This is a genomic window from Mesorhizobium sp. M6A.T.Ce.TU.016.01.1.1 (assembly GCF_003997065.1).
Lineage (GTDB): Bacteria > Pseudomonadota > Alphaproteobacteria > Rhizobiales > Rhizobiaceae > Mesorhizobium > Mesorhizobium mediterraneum.
Map to the genome: position 1 here is coordinate 1 of NZ_RZTJ01000044.1, position 14,235 is coordinate 14,235.

Consider the following 14,235-nt stretch of genomic DNA (forward strand, 5'->3'; position numbering starts at 1 on the left):
CAAGGTGCGCGTCGCCATGAGCAACGCCTTCGCCATGGGCGGCACGAACGCAGTTCTGGCATTCAGGCAGGTGTAGAAGCCATGCAAGACGCCTCATTTGAGGTCACCTGTCGTATCTAGCTGCTTGCCGGACCACTATGTGAAGCGAGCGCTATTGGCTGCCTCTGCGATGCGGGAATTGGCAGCGGACGTCTCACGATCAAACAGGCATCTGCTTGTAGAATTCTTTTAATCGTGAAGCGGCGCGAGTGCGCTATCCGTTGAGGTGAGCAAGGCCGGCGCCCTGGGTGAGCGCTGGTGTCGGGTGGTGGAAAGTACAGGGGGAGCTGTGTGGCCCCCTCTTTCTCGGCCTCGACGATGTGCGAAGGAGCCTGTGCGGCGAACGGGCCGACGCCCCAGGCTCAGAACCTGGGCGAACCTAACTCCCGCCAAAGGACAGCCCAGAGCTGGATACACGAAAGAGATACTGAACCCGCGAATCAGATTCTGATCAATCGTCGTGTCTGAGCTCCGCTCGGCTCTTACGGAGATAATCGCGCGGCCCGGCAACGGCCGCGCGTGCCGCGGGCGTGAGCTTTGCGCTTCGTCAGAAGTGCCTCGAGCGTGACGACGATAATTGACCAGCCATATGGAACGCATTCGCCCAGTTATCCAAAGCGTGGATACCTTTCATCTAAACAAAGGATTTTACCGTTTTTGCTGCAGGTCCCATAGAAGCGCTTCAAGTTGGAAAGATAGGTAGTTCCGATGGTTGCGTTGGATCCGAGGAGCATCATCTGGTGTGCGGGGCGTACAAAGTCAGTCGCATCTGCATTGCGGCTTGGTCTTTCGGCGGTCTCCACAAGTTACGCCCCGTTGGCGCGACGCCAATTATTTAACAAATGCTTGGACATTTATCTCAACCAGACAGCTACAAGGTGAGGTCTTCCATGCGCCCGAATGTCGAGTGGAAGTTGTGCTGGGAAAATGAGTTGCAACTGGCCGACCATGTCGAACTCTCCGACTTTTTTCGAAAGACCTATGGACGGACTGGCGCCTTCAACGCGGAGCCATTCGAAGGCGGCCGCAGTTGGGCCGGCGCGAGGCCGGAATTCCGCGCAATCGGCTACGACGCGCATGGGGTAGCGGCTCACATCGGCATGCTCCGGCGCTTCATCAAAGTTGGCGAGGTCGACTTGATCGTCGCTGAATTGGGCCTGTACGCGGTTCGTCCGGATCTTGAAGGGCTCGGAATCGGTTTTTCGATGCGCGTGGCGTACCCAGTGCTCCATCAGTTGGGTGTTCCATTCGCTTTCGGCACGGTTCGGCACGCGCTGCGAAACCATGTCGAAAGATTCTGCAGAGCCGGCCTCGCGAACATTGTGTCGGGCGTTCGCGTACGGTCGACCCGTCCAGATGTGCATCCCGACCTGCCGCCCACGCGCCTGGAAGACGTACTCGTGTTGGTTTCGCCGATCGGACGCTCGATGGACGAGTGGCCGTCCGGTACCCTGATCGACCGGAACGGTCCGGAACTATGAAGCCTCTGGACTACATATGCGAAGGGCAGAGTGACAATGCCGATGGCATTGCAGAGCGCAGCGTCTATCTGACGTTTGACGACGGTCCCAATTCATTTTTCACACCGCAGATACTCAATGTGCTGGCGCAACATCAGGTGCCGGCGACCTTCTTCGTTGTTGGGGCCTACGCGGCCGACGAGCCGGAACTCGTTCGCCGAATTATTACAGACGGGCACGGTATAGCCAACCACACGATGACTCATCCGGACCTGGCTAAATGCGGGCCCGTCGAAGTCGACCGCCAGATAGTTGAGGCAAACAGAGTCATAGGGATGGCTTGCCCGCAGGCCATGGTTCGGTACTTTCGTGCACCGTATGGCATCTGGACCGAAGAAGTAATCGCTGCATCAGCGGGTGCGGCATTGGCGCCCGTCCATTGGTCCATTGATCCACGCGACTGGTCTCGCCCCGGCGTTGACGCCATCGTCGACAGAGTGCTCGCCGATATCCGGCCGGGCGCAATCGTGCTGTTGCACGACGGGTGCGCTCCCGACGAATTGCAACCAGGCAATCAAGCCAGTCTGCGCGACCAGACGGTGACAGCGTTGTCACGCCTAATTCCAGAATTGCACGGCCGCGGATTTGTAATCCGATCACTTCCTCAACATCCCTGAACAAACAGAGATCCTATGGACCTTCTCACCACAGCCAGTACTGTTGCCGTTTCGTCTTATGCGGTGCTCTCGACTGTTTACAGAGGCATGCAAGCGGTCTACTCCCAACCGGAAAATGTTACGCCGCCGTCGGAAAGCTTGTTCGGATCCGACCGTTGGCCGAGCGTGGATGTCATCATCCCCTGCTACAATGAGGACCCGCGCACACTCGCGGCGTGTTTAGCTTCCATTGCAATTCAAGATTACGCCGGAACATTTCAGGTCTATCTGGTTGACGACGGTTCTGGAAATCGTAATGCAGTCATCCCGGTACATCACGCCTACGAGGGCGACCCGAGATTCAATTTCATTCTGCTCCGCGAGAATGTTGGCAAACGCAAGGCGCAGATCGCCGCCATCCGCCGCTCATCTGGAGATTTCGTGCTCAGCGTCGACTCTGACACGACACTTGCGTCCGACGTCATCACGAAGCTTGCAGTAAAAATGCGGGATCCCATGGTCGGAGCGGCCATGGGCCAGCTGACGGCATACAACCGCAGCGACACTTGGTTGACCCGATTGATCGATATGGAATACTGGCTGGCTTGCAATGAGGAGCGCGCGGCGCAAGGTCGCTTTGGTGCGGTCATGTGCTGCTGCGGCCCATGTGCAATGTACCGCCGGTCTTGTCTCCTTTCTCTGCTGGATCAATACGAGACGCAGCTGTTCAGGGGGAAACCAAGCGACTTCGGTGAAGACCGTCATCTTACGATCCTCATGCTGAAAGCAGGCTTTCGAACCGAGTACGTTCCAGGTGCCGTCGCGGCGACAGTCGTTCCGGACAAGATGGGACCTTATTTGCGCCAACAACTCCGCTGGGCACGGAGCACTTTCCGGGACACGATGCTTGCGCGAGGTCTACTGCGTGGCCTGGATCGCTATCTAACTTTGGATGTGATGGGAGAGAATCTCGGCCCATTGTTGCTCGGCATCGCGGTAGTAACGGCGCTCGGTGAGCTACTATTTTCACATACAGTAAATTGGTGGACGGTGCTGGCTATTGTCACCATGACCATAATAAGATCTACGGTGTTATCTTTCCGCACTCGGCAGCTTCGATTCATCGGCTATTCAATGCACGCGTTAATCAGGATATTCCTGTTGATCCCCTTGAAGGCTTACGCCCTGTGTACATTGAGCAATAGCGATTGGCTGTCGCGTAAAAGTGTTCCCCTGCCCAACAGGAGCACAAAGGAAATCACAAGCGCGATGCCGCTTGCCGGAGCAAATGCTGCGGGCAATTCTGGAATTGCGGAGTCACTTCATACTGCAGATCTTTCGCTCACAGCTGGTGAAGTCTGACGGCCTTGCAGCGCCGGGTGACCGAGTAAGTTGTGTCAGTCGACACGTGGTGAAGCTTGTCGAGTTACCTATGGTCAGAACGGGAACTATCTGGAAGCGACACGTGGCATCTTGACGTTAATTCTTTGGCGGAAGCGATACACGCGTCGCTCCGGCCGCGACTTTCCAAAGGTGCCATCTCAAGGCGGTGGCCTGCTCTGAACCAGATTCGTAAGTAAGCTGCCGGTGGCCAATCGGACTCATTCCGCTTGAGATAGACGCATGTCCAATGTAGCAATCGACCTTACCGGCGTAACCAAATTATTCGGAAACAAGCTCGTTGTGGACGGGCTGTCCTTCACCGTTGCATCGGGAGAGTGCTTCGGTCTGCTGGGGCCGAACGGCGCAGGCAAGAGCACGATTGCGCGTATGCTCCTCGGTATGACCCGGCCTGACGCGGGTGATATAACAGTCCTCGGTCTACCAGTGCCGGCACGCAGCCGCTTGGCCCGCAAGGGCATAGGCGTGGTCCCGCAGTTCGACAATCTCGACCTGGAATTTACGGTACGTGAGAACCTGTTGGTGTTCGGGCGCTACTTCGGCATGAGAACAAGAGAGATCAACGCCGTCATCCCACGGCTCCTCGAGTTCGCTCGCCTTGAGAGCAAGGCGGATTCACGTGTCGGCCTGCTATCCGGCGGGATGAAGCGGCGCCTGACGCTGGCACGTGCTCTGATCAACGACCCCCAGTTGCTTGTGATGGATGAGCCCACGACCGGCCTCGACCCGCATGCCCGCCATCTGATCTGGGAGCGACTTCGTTTCCTGCTGGCGAGCGGAAAAACGATCATTTTGACCACCCATTTCATGGAAGAGGCTGAGCGGCTTTGTGATCGGCTGTGTGTTCTCGAGCGGGGACGCAAGATCGCCGAGGGCAGTCCTCATGCGCTGATCGACGAGTACATTGGGTGCAACGTGATCGAGATCTTCGGCGGCAATCCACAGGAGCTGATTTCGCTGATCAGGCCGTACGTTCAGCGTATCGAGGTAAGCGGCGAGACGCTCTTTTGCTATGCGCCTGATCCGGAGGATGTGCGCATCCAGCTTCGCGGTCGAGCGGGTCTGCGTATTCTGGAGCGTCCACCCAGTCTGGAGGACGTTTTCTTGCGGCTAACCGGACGTGAGATGGAGAAGTGAGCAATGGGTGAACGTCTTGCGGCCGCTCTACCCGCCAACGCCTGGAACTGGATCGCGGTGTGGCGCCGCAATCATTTGGCATGGAAGAAGGTGGCATTTGCTTCAATGCTCGGCACCCTTGCTGATCCGATGATTTACCTTTTCGGGCTCGGCACTGGCCTTGGACTGTTGGTAGGCCGCATCGAAGGTGCATCCTACATCGCTTTTCTGGCAGCCGGCATGGTTGCGACAAGCGCGATGACAGCATCGACCTTCGAAACAATTTACGCGGTTTTCGGTCGAATGCGCGATCAGGGCACTTGGGAAGCAATCTTGCACACACAACTTACCCTCGGCGACATCGTTCTCGGTGAATTGACCTGGGCAGCCACAAAGGCCTTTCTGGCCGGTACGACAATTGCGATTGTTGCCGCCGCGCTAGGTTATGCCGCGTGGACGTCGGTTCTCTACGTGCTGCCGGTCATCGCTCTCACCGGGTTCGCCTTTGCGAGCCTGGCCATGCTCGTCATCGCGCTCGCGCCCAGTTATCACTATTTTATTTTCTATCAGACGCTTGTCATCACACCTATGCTGTTCCTTTCGGGCGCGGTTTTTCCAGTCGGCCAATTGCCAGGAGTGTTTCAGCAGATTGCGGCCTTCTCGCCGCTGGCGAATTCTATCGATCTAATCCGTCCGGTGATGCTCGGCCGCCTGGGCGACAATGTAGGGCTGCATATAGGCGCACTTTGCATGTTCGCTGTATTGCCTTTTTTTGTGTCGGCTGGACTGTTTCATCGACGACTAATGCGTTGACGCTTACCTACGCCCATCAACGAGAAGGAGGTCCGCAATGCCGGATTGCAAACTGCCCACAGCGGCCCGGAGGCATGCGTGTGCCAGGAATCGCGAGTGGTACAACAACGCCGAAGCCGGGCGCCACCCAGCCGCTGCAGGCACGCGCCCATCTTCGCGACCACACCTCGGAGTACAGGCTGGGTGGTGAGGCGCGGACCCACCCGGAGCGTTCAAGCGATAGCAGCCAAGCTTCTTGTGCGCGTCCCCAGACCGTCGCGGCCATTATTTAGTTGGATACACATGCAATGACCCACAACGAACCAACTCCTGAGCCTTTTGTGATCCTTGCTATGCCAAGGACCGGAACACACTATTTAGAAGAATTGCTAAACGAGCATCCGACCGTTTTGAGTAACGGTGAGTTGCTAAACGAATATGATCCCAATTGGCCCAGCACGGATCGCCTGCTAGGCACGGATCGCGAGCTTCTTGAGCTTGCCTATGTGCGCTGCCCTATGCGCGACTACAAGAATGTGACGCATCTTGGCTGCAAGATCAATGAACCTCAGTTTCGCGAGCGTCCAGCATTCTTTGCGGAATTAGCTCGTTGGCCAGCACTCAAGGTCATTCTCGTTGTTCGCCGAAACGTATTGGAATCGCTCCGATCCTTTGTGCAGGCCAGGGAAAGCGGTCAGTGGCTGAAGTTCAGCTCGGACAACGATACCGCTCGGCCACCGAGCGTCAGGTTGTCAATCGCTGACTGTGAGGCTTATTTCAAAGCCGCCGACGATTTTCACGCTCGCGTTATGGACTCCTTCACGTCGACCAACCTGCTTGTAATGGAATACGAGAGCCTTCTTCATGAACCTGCCCAATGCTTGGGAGCGGTTTGGGATTTCCTGGGCGTTCCAGCGCTTGAGCCATCAGATAACGCCATCCTGCAGCGCCAGGAAACGCGACCGCTGGATCAAACGGTGGAGAACTTTGACGAGTTGCGGATTCACTTCGCACGCGGACCTTATTCAAGATTTTTTGACCTCGGAGATTCGATGCGCTCCTACGCTTAATCGCTTGTCCCGCGTGCTCTGATGGGCGTGTAGGATATCCTACAGTTTGCGCGCATTCCGTCGCAAAACTGACCAACCAAAGTCACCAAGACGACAGATATCGGCCGGCATTCGATCTGCGGCGAACATCAAAGGCACGGCCGCAAGGCGACCTGGTCAATTCCCTCTCTGGCGAAGCACTTCTTCACGCGATCTTTGGCGAGCCTTGAGTGCAAATTCCGGCAAAGGTGGAGGGTTCCAGTGCGCAACCCGCACCAATCTCGCTGGACGGGACAGGCCTCCAGTTGGCACGGCGCTTGCTCCGAGATGACAGCAGCGCTCGACCGGAGCGCAGCATGGGAGAAGGAGGAGCCCCCACCCCGATCCGGTCAGGGAGAGAGAAACGGTGTTGGTTCCAAAAGTCCCCCGCGCGATCGCAGCGCCCCGCAAGCGCCATTTTGCCCGGACCTACGTGCAGGTGCTTGCCGCCATAGTCCTGGGTGCCGCAATTGGCTATCTCTATCCGGAAACCGGCCAGAGCCTGAAGCCGCTCGGCGATGCCTTCATCAAAGTCGTCAAGATGATTATCGCACCTGTCATCTTCCTGACAATTGCGACCGGCATTGCCGGCATGAGCGATCTGCAGAAGGTCGGCCGAGTTGCCGCCAAGGCGATGGTTTATTTCCTCACATTCTCGACGCTTGCACTCGTTGTCGGACTGATTGTCGCGAATATCGTTCAGCCTGGCGCCGGCCTCAACATCGATCCGGCCTCGCTCGATGTCCAAGCCGTTAAGGGCTATGTGGCCACGGCTCACGAGCAGTCCGTGACCAGCTTCCTGATGAACATCATCCCGTCAACGATTGCCAGTGCCTTCGCGGAAGGCGACATCCTGCAAGTCTTGTTCTTCTCGGTCCTGTTCGGCATTGCTTTGGCGATGACCGGAGAGACGAGCAGGCCGGTCGTTACCTTTCTCCAGGCGCTTACCGCCCCCATTTTTAAGCTCGTCGGCATTCTGATGAAGGCTGCACCCATCGGCGCCTTCGGCGCAATGGCCTTTACGATCGGCAAATACGGAATCGGTTCGGTGGCCAACCTCACGATACTGGTCGCGACGTTCTATCTTACCGCCTTCCTCTTCGTGTTCGGGGTTCTCGGCGCGGTCTGCCGCTACAACGGCTTCTCGATCTTTTCTCTTGTCCGCTACATCAAGGACGAGCTGCTGCTTGTCCTGGCAACGTCCTCCTCGGAGGCCGCGCTGCCCTCGCTCATGGAGAAGATGGAGAAGGCCGGCGCCGCGCGTTCGGTCGTAAGTCTCGTCATCCCTACTGGATACTCATTCAATCTGGACGGTACCAATATCTACATGACGATCGCCGCCCTCTTCATCGCGCAGGCGACGAACACAGATTTGTCAATTGCCGATCAGATCCTCCTGCTGCTAATTGCGATGCTTTCCTCGAAGGGTGCGGCAGGCGTCACCGGCGCCGGCTTCATCACATTGGCCGCTACTCTCTCTGTCGTGCCGAGTGTTCCCGTTGCCGGAATGGCTCTAATTCTTGGCGTGGACCGCTTCATGTCGGAATGCCGCGCGCTGACGAATTTAGTCGGTAATGCGGTGGCATCGCTCGTTGTCGCTCGCTGGGAAGGCGAATTGGACCAGTCACGGATGGAAGCCGCTTTCCGCGGTTAGGGTTACATCAAACTGGCTCCCCGCAAGCAAAATCGCAACAGCGCGACGTGTAAGTCGCGGCCTTGCCACAACAGTCGAATTGCCAGCCTCCAAAGAGCGCTGGAAATAGAGTACTAACGCAGTGAGTAATACAACACCATGAAGCCCCTAAGCAAACGAACGGTTCACGGAAACTCATCTGGGTGCGCATGGAGCGCTGTTCGTCGAATGCGCTATCAACCGCCGGGTGTGGGAACTATTTCAGCTTGCCGCCCCAAGCCGTCGCGGGAGCGCACCGGATGATGGAGGACCGGCCGATCAGAATCGCTAGGGGAAAGCGCGTCACAATTGCCGATCTCGCCCGCGAAGCCGGAGTCAGCGTAGCAACAGTCGATCGGGTTCTGAACGTCCGCCTTCCGGTGCGAGAGGAGACCGCCCAGCGGGTCCATGCGGCCGCGCACGCGATCGGCTATCATGCTGCCGGTCTCATCAAACAGCGCTTGCAGCAGCACCTGCCGCACTACAAGCTGGGCTTCATCTTGAGAAAACCTACCCACGATTTCTACCAAGATTTCGCTCGCAAGATCGAAGAGTCGGTCAGTATGGCTAAATCCTTCCACGGCCTTCCGATCATCGAGTTCGCGCAGTCACATTTGCCGCGTGACCTGCTCCCGCTTCTTAAGGACCTTGGGAGCCGCTGCCAGGCGATCGCCATGGTGGCGGCCGATCACCCGAAAATCACAGCATCAGTCGAGGAGCTCAAGGCGAAAGGTATCCCGGTATTTTCGCTGCTATCCGACTTCGCCGATGGCGTGCGCGAGGGCTACATCGGCCTCAACAACAGCAAGGTCGGACGGACTGCCGCTTGGGTGTTTTCCAAGACCGCAAAACGGCCCGGCAAGGTGGCGGTGTTTGTCGGAAGCCATCGCTTCCAGGCGCATGCGACGCGGGAAACGGCCTTTCGTGCGTATTTTCGTGAGAACGCGCCAAAATTCGAGGTGCTTGATGCGCTCGTGAACCTTGATGAACGGCAGCTCACTTACGAAAAATTGCTGGATCTTATGCAGCGGGAACCAGAGCTCGTCGGCTTCTATATGGCCGGCGGGGGGATAGAGGGGGCAATTTCCGCGCTCCGAGAAGAGGGGAGCGGTCAGGATCTCGTCGCGATCGTGAGTGAAATGACGCCGCAGTCACGTGGGGCGCTTGCGGATGACATCTTGACGATGGCGGTCGGCACGCCAATGCGCCGACTTTGCCAGGAGCTGATAATGGCAATGGAGCGGGCCATCAAAGCCGGCGTCGCGGAGAGCCCGGGGCAGACATTTCTGCCGTTCGACATTTATCTTCCGGAAAATATTTGAGCTTGATAGATTTCTATCATGAGCGCCCATTTTCCTTTCACCGATGAAAGGAAAGCTCGATTGACTCGGCCGTCTCTGTCCGATCTGTGAACCGGCGTGGTTCCGTCTTGAAAGAAGCCGGATGCCGAAATGGCAGCCGCGCTTCATGGAAGGAAAGTCAAGCAATGCGCCAGGTATCGCCCCGCTTTGCACTCGATCACATGGCGGCGCCCCGCCTTGACGTCAGTGCGCTTTTCGCGCTTGCCCGTGACCAAGGCCTGACCGACGTCCAAATCCGTTACCCTCATTTCAGCAATCCTGTCGCACGCGGCATTCCGGCTGCGGACGTTCGGTTTGCCGCTACCGAAGCGGGCGTCACGATCATCTCTGTCAACGCCTTGCAGCGGTTCAACGACTGGACTCCAACGCGTCAGGCCGAGGCAAGCAACCTCGCCGATTATGCGACGGCGTGCGGGGCGGAGACGCTCGTGTTGGTGCCGGCCAACCGCAGCTCGTGGCCCACCGATAGCGAGCGCCAGGACAATCTTCGTTTCGCTCTAAACGAGATCAAGCCAATCCTCCAGTCGCGGGGTCTGATCGGTCTCATCGAGCCGCTGGGTTTCCGAACCTGCTCGCTTCGATCAAAGAAGGAAGCGGCCGAGGCCGTTGCCGCGGTTGATGGCCAGTCCGTCTTTCGCCTCGTGCACGACACGTTCCACCACACCCTGGCCGGGGAGACATGCCTGTTCTGCGAGCTTACCGGCCTGGTGCACATTTCAAGCGTAAACGACCCGACCTTCTGGATTTACCCCGATCGCTTTCTTGCAGGTTCCGACAATGGCAGCCAGATTCAGGCGCTGCTGGATGGCGGCTACGCGGGACCTTTCTCGTTCGAGCTGGTCGAGGAAGTCCATTCTCTGGACGATCTCGCAGGCGCACTTGCCGCCAGCATCGACTTTATCCGGCGAGGGCTATTGTCGTCAGAGTAGATGGTGACAGGAGTAGTGACTATAGGTGCGCCTGAATTTTCCGTGGGTTCACAGCGGGGCAGCCATCCGAGATGCCTCCTGTATCATTATTTCCCGCATCCAGATGCTTGCCGGATCGCTATTGTGGAGGGCCGGCCATTGGAGGGTCTCGGTGAATGTGGGAAATGGCAGCGGAAGTTCGATAACCCGCAGGGGGAACGTGTTTTCGAAATGCCTGACCAGCCGCAAGGGCATGGTCGCTATACGAGCTGTGCCGGACACCATAGGTGGAATCATGCTGAAGCCCTGCACGGCGACCTCGACACGTCTCTTAAGGCCATGCTCAAGCAAAAACCATTCCTCGATAGACGGCTTCATCGTACGCCCGAACCTGACCGCGACGTGCCTCATCGACATGTATCTCTCGAATGTAAGCTGCTGTGGCAGCTGCTTGTTTGTGGGACAGCCTACGCACACGAGCTTCTCGTCAAACAGCGGAACGCTTGAATGCACACTCGACGTGAACATATCCGGTAGAATTAGAAAATCGACGTCACCGCGCCGGAGAAGCTCATCGGGGCTATCGTCGACAGGCAGCAGTTCGAAGCTGACGGCGGGGGCTTCCCGTGCAATACGCTCCACAAGCTTTTCGAAAAACACGAGCGTGACGAAATCGGAAAGAATGATCCTGAAGAGGCGATCGGCTCGAGCTGGGTCAAACGGATCCGAAGAAATAATCGAGCACTGGATGTGCTGGAGAGCGTCGCGAACTGCGGGGGCAAATGCTGCCGCACGCGGGGTTAGAAATCGTTCGCGACCTCTTATCGTAAACAGTTCATCGCGGAAATAATCGCGCAGTCGGGCGACGGCCGCACTCATGGCGGGCTGACTCAGGTTGATCCTGCGTGCCGCCGCCGAGAGATTACGCTCCGTCAGGAGTGCGTCGAGCACAACGAGGAGATTTAGATCAAGTCCTTTGAAACGCATGTCATCAGCCATCCATGGGATGGATGCCTTTAACCGAAACAAACGACTTTAACAATTTAGCATTCTTGCAATCTTTTGTCGCAAAAAGTTTATGATGGATGACGTTAAGGTCCGACATATGAGCCGCGTGATCTGCCGAAGCGAGCAATCGTACGTACTGTGCAGGTCAGAGATTGGCGGTTTGAAATGCCGGGCCGATGGCGCCGGGCTATCAACCAGCGTCTTCGGCGGCCCCGACCTAGCTAGGCGTGGAACCTAATAGGGTGCACCCTTCCAGTCCGAGGCGACTGATGGGCGGTTTGATCCTAAGCTGCCGTGAGGCCTGTGTTGTATCGGCGAAGCCAATGCAGCAGTTCGGCAGCGTTTTTGAGAGCTGTTGTAGGCTCGGCCTAAGCCCATTGGCGCAAGCCTGTCTGAACGAAGCGCTTGGCCTTGCTGTTATCCGGTGGTGATCTGTGGTGCCTTTTCGTCCTGCCGTTCTTGTTTTGGAACGCCCTTATGGTGAGCCCATCCGGGACGTGGGGCACCGGGAGCACGAAGGTGCAGGCAGGCCGTCAATAGACCGTGGGCTGAGAGCCCGAGCTCGTTACATCGCCGCCCCTCGCGACTTTCCCGGAGGCGCTGCGAGCGCGGATCAGTAGATGTCGTGTTACCCGCCAGCTCCCGTCTTTGACCGAGCCAAGAAGGAGGAACGGGCATGCGCATCATCGGACTGGATATTCACCGCGCCTTCGCCGAAGCAGTGGCATGGGAGGATGGCAGGCTCAGGCGACTCGGCCGCGTCGACATGCGGCGCGATCTGCTGGCGGCGTTCGCCGCGAAGCTGTCGCCGAACGATGTCGGGGTGATCGAGGCCACCGGCAACGCGACGTCCGCTACGGCTGTGGTTGCGCCGCATGTGAAGAAGGTGGGGATCGGCAACCCGAAACAGGTGCGTATCATTGCCTATGCCAAGATCAAAACGACGATCGAGGCCGACGTTCTTGCGCAGCTCTATGCCAGCGGCTTCTTGCCAGAAGTCTGGATTGCGGACGAGCCGACGCAGGCTCTGCGTCGACAGGTGACACGGCGCAATCAGATTGTCCGACAGAGATCTCGATTGAAGACCGTCATCCAGTCGATCCTTCATAGCCACCTGATCCCGTCCTGCCCGCATGCCGACCTGTGCGGCGCCAAGGGTCGGACCTGGTTAATCGAGCAGGTCGTACCGCAGGACGAGCGCCTCGCGATCGATCGGCATCTGCGCGAGTTCGACCGATTGGGCGAAGACCTCCAGGTCATCGAACGCGATCTTGCCCGCTCGGCTCTCGAGGATGAAGGCGTGAAGCGGCTGATGACCATTCCCGGCGTCGACATCACCGTCGCGCTGGCGATGAAGGCGGCGATCGGCGACGTGTCGCGCTTCGACGATCCGCAGAAGCTCGTGACCTATCTCGGGTTGAACCCAAGCGTCCGACAGTCCGGCCAGGTCCGGCCTACCATGGGCGGATCACCAAGCAGGGCCGTGGTCATGCGCGCGGCATGCTCGTCGAGGCGGCCTGGGCGGCCGCTCGTGCTCCCGGACCGTTGCGAGCCTTCTCCCTGCGGCGTGCGAGCCCGGCGCGGACAGCATGTCGCGGCCGTGGCAACCGCACGCAAACTCTCTGTCGTGATCTGGCATCTGTTGATGAAGGGCGAGAGTTTCGCGTGGGCTCGACCCTCCCTGCATGCCAAGAAGCTTGCGCGATGTGGAACTCAAGGCCGGGAGCAAGGCTGTGCGCGGCCAAAAGGGAGCCGCGCACGCCTACAACATAAAGAGCCACCGGGAAGAAGAGCGCCGCTGGGTGGAGCAGGCCGAGGGCGCCTATGCACGCCTCGCCGCCGGTTGGAACCCACGAGGTCCGAAGAGGGTAGGCACGGATGCCGCAAACGAGGCGCGACGATAGAAGCTGCGCGGCAGGGCTCTCATCTCGGACCCTGCTCTTCGCCACGCGGTCGTCCGTGCGCGACAGGAGAATAGCGCAGATTTATCAAAAAGGCTCTTGTCGATCACATCAGTGGTCTTGGGCGCTGTACGGCCGGGTGAAGACTTTGCAGGTGGCCCGGAAAGCGTTTGACCTGTAGCGAAGCAATTGTCGTCATTACGCGCTCGACCCGGGCGCCCAGCTTGGCATAAGAGCTACGTGGCCTCAGGAAGCGTCGTCAATGCAGACCATGGACGAATTCCCAGCCGATGCCGAGATGCCGGTCGACCGTGCCTGTCGCCGTCCGGTGATGCGATGCCCCCGAGCGCATGAGTTCGCCCCGGATGCTCCCGGTCACGACGCACGGGTTCGGGTTCCAAGGCGCTCAGTTTGTTCGCGCCTAATCGGTGTAGGACGCGGCAGAAATACGAGCGTGACGAAATCGGAAAGAATGATCCTGAAGCGGCGATTCGGTAGAGCCGGGTCAAACTATCCGACGAAATAAACGAGCACTGGATGGGCAGGAGAGCGTCGCGAACTGGAGGGCAAGAGCTCCCGGACGCAGCGTTAAGTTTGAATACCTCCGCGGACATGGTCGCGAGCTCATCGCGCAAATAATCGAGCAGCCGAGCGCCGGCCGCACTCATGACCGGCTGGGCTCGGTTAATCTTGCATGCCGCGCCCATGAGGTTGCGCTCTGTCGGGAGTGCGTCGAGCACAACGAGGAGATGTAGTTCACGACCTTTGAAACGCGTGGTCAACTATCCAAAGTGTGGATGCCTTTCATCGAAACAAACGATTTCATCAATGTT

11 protein-coding genes and 1 pseudogene are annotated in these 14,235 nt (G+C 58.1%); 10 read left to right on the forward strand and 2 right to left on the reverse strand.

The window, feature by feature from the left end; all coding sequences use genetic code 11:
- Positions 1 to 929 precede the first annotated feature (929 nt).
- The 9 genes from EOC94_RS32355 (at position 930) to EOC94_RS32395 (ending at position 10,514) form a co-directional block, all read left to right on the forward strand.
- Positions 930 to 1,520 (forward strand): NodA family N-acyltransferase, encoded by a 591-nt coding sequence (locus tag EOC94_RS32355; RefSeq protein ID WP_063169401.1) that lies wholly within the window; start codon positions 930 to 932, stop codon positions 1,518 to 1,520.
- Positions 1,517 to 2,176, forward strand: a complete 660-nt coding sequence (gene nodB / locus EOC94_RS32360) for a chitooligosaccharide deacetylase NodB (protein WP_091600617.1) — start codon at positions 1,517 to 1,519, stop codon at positions 2,174 to 2,176. The genes EOC94_RS32355 and nodB overlap by 4 nt, the downstream gene beginning before the upstream one ends.
- Positions 2,177 to 2,191: 15 nt before the next feature.
- A complete protein-coding gene (gene nodC, locus EOC94_RS32365; protein ID WP_095488116.1) occupies positions 2,192 to 3,517 on the forward strand; it encodes a chitooligosaccharide synthase NodC in 1,326 nt (441 codons plus the stop codon).
- A 261-nt stretch (positions 3,518 to 3,778) separates the two neighbouring features.
- Positions 3,779 to 4,693 (forward strand): nodulation factor ABC transporter ATP-binding protein NodI, encoded by a 915-nt coding sequence (nodI, locus tag EOC94_RS32370; protein ID WP_091600619.1) that lies wholly within the window; start codon positions 3,779 to 3,781, stop codon positions 4,691 to 4,693.
- A gap of 3 nt (positions 4,694 to 4,696) precedes the next feature.
- Complete coding sequence (locus tag EOC94_RS32375) at positions 4,697 to 5,485, forward strand: ABC transporter permease (protein ID WP_091600620.1); 789 nt, start codon at positions 4,697 to 4,699, stop codon at positions 5,483 to 5,485.
- 287 nt (positions 5,486 to 5,772) lie between these two features.
- Positions 5,773 to 6,534 carry a sulfotransferase gene (locus EOC94_RS32380; protein WP_024505871.1) on the forward strand — a complete coding sequence of 254 codons (762 nt, stop codon included), beginning with the start codon at positions 5,773 to 5,775 and terminating at the stop codon, positions 6,532 to 6,534.
- A 388-nt stretch (positions 6,535 to 6,922) separates the two neighbouring features.
- Entirely contained in the window at positions 6,923 to 8,206 is a 1,284-nt protein-coding gene (locus EOC94_RS32385; RefSeq protein ID WP_280953388.1) for a dicarboxylate/amino acid:cation symporter, read from the forward strand.
- A 278-nt stretch (positions 8,207 to 8,484) separates the two neighbouring features.
- Entirely contained in the window at positions 8,485 to 9,546 is a 1,062-nt protein-coding gene (locus EOC94_RS32390; protein WP_091600622.1) for a LacI family DNA-binding transcriptional regulator, read from the forward strand.
- Between the two features lie 164 nt (positions 9,547 to 9,710).
- Positions 9,711 to 10,514: a TIM barrel protein gene (locus tag EOC94_RS32395; RefSeq protein ID WP_095488112.1), complete on the forward strand. Its 804-nt coding sequence runs from the start codon at positions 9,711 to 9,713 to the stop codon at positions 10,512 to 10,514.
- A 48-nt stretch (positions 10,515 to 10,562) separates the two neighbouring features.
- Here EOC94_RS32395 and EOC94_RS32400 read toward each other — a convergent pair whose 3' ends face one another.
- Positions 10,563 to 11,480: a LysR family transcriptional regulator gene (locus EOC94_RS32400; protein WP_095488118.1), complete on the reverse strand. Its 918-nt coding sequence runs from the start codon at positions 11,478 to 11,480 to the stop codon at positions 10,563 to 10,565.
- A gap of 697 nt (positions 11,481 to 12,177) precedes the next feature.
- On the opposite strand from EOC94_RS32400, the gene EOC94_RS32405 reads away from it, so the two are divergent.
- Positions 12,178 to 13,479, forward strand: a complete 1,302-nt coding sequence (locus EOC94_RS32405) for an IS110 family transposase (protein ID WP_245330002.1) — start codon at positions 12,178 to 12,180, stop codon at positions 13,477 to 13,479.
- Between the two features lie 367 nt (positions 13,480 to 13,846).
- Here EOC94_RS32405 and EOC94_RS35285 read toward each other — a convergent pair.
- Positions 13,847 to 14,184: pseudogene (locus EOC94_RS35285) on the reverse strand (LysR family transcriptional regulator); the annotation flags it as partial.
- Positions 14,185 to 14,235 lie beyond the last annotated feature (51 nt).

What these genes read in the sequence shown, in the direction of transcription:
- EOC94_RS32375 (WP_091600620.1), top strand. Translation starts at nt 4,697, where the DNA reads ATGGGTGAACGTCTTGCGGCCGCTCTACCCGCCAACGCCTGGAACTGG.
- EOC94_RS32395 (WP_095488112.1), top strand. Translation starts at nt 9,711, where the DNA reads ATGCGCCAGGTATCGCCCCGCTTTGCACTCGATCACATGGCGGCGCCC.
- EOC94_RS32400 (WP_095488118.1), bottom strand. Translation starts at nt 11,480, where the DNA reads ATGCGTTTCAAAGGACTTGATCTAAATCTCCTCGTTGTGCTCGACGCA.
- EOC94_RS32405 (WP_245330002.1), top strand. Translation starts at nt 12,178, where the DNA reads ATGCGCATCATCGGACTGGATATTCACCGCGCCTTCGCCGAAGCAGTG.
- nodB (WP_091600617.1), top strand. Translation starts at nt 1,517, where the DNA reads ATGAAGCCTCTGGACTACATATGCGAAGGGCAGAGTGACAATGCCGAT.
- EOC94_RS32355 (WP_063169401.1), top strand. Translation starts at nt 930, where the DNA reads ATGCGCCCGAATGTCGAGTGGAAGTTGTGCTGGGAAAATGAGTTGCAA.
- EOC94_RS32380 (WP_024505871.1), top strand. Translation starts at nt 5,773, where the DNA reads ATGACCCACAACGAACCAACTCCTGAGCCTTTTGTGATCCTTGCTATG.
- EOC94_RS32390 (WP_091600622.1), top strand. Translation starts at nt 8,485, where the DNA reads ATGATGGAGGACCGGCCGATCAGAATCGCTAGGGGAAAGCGCGTCACA.
- nodI (WP_091600619.1), top strand. Translation starts at nt 3,779, where the DNA reads ATGTCCAATGTAGCAATCGACCTTACCGGCGTAACCAAATTATTCGGA.
- nodC (WP_095488116.1), top strand. Translation starts at nt 2,192, where the DNA reads ATGGACCTTCTCACCACAGCCAGTACTGTTGCCGTTTCGTCTTATGCG.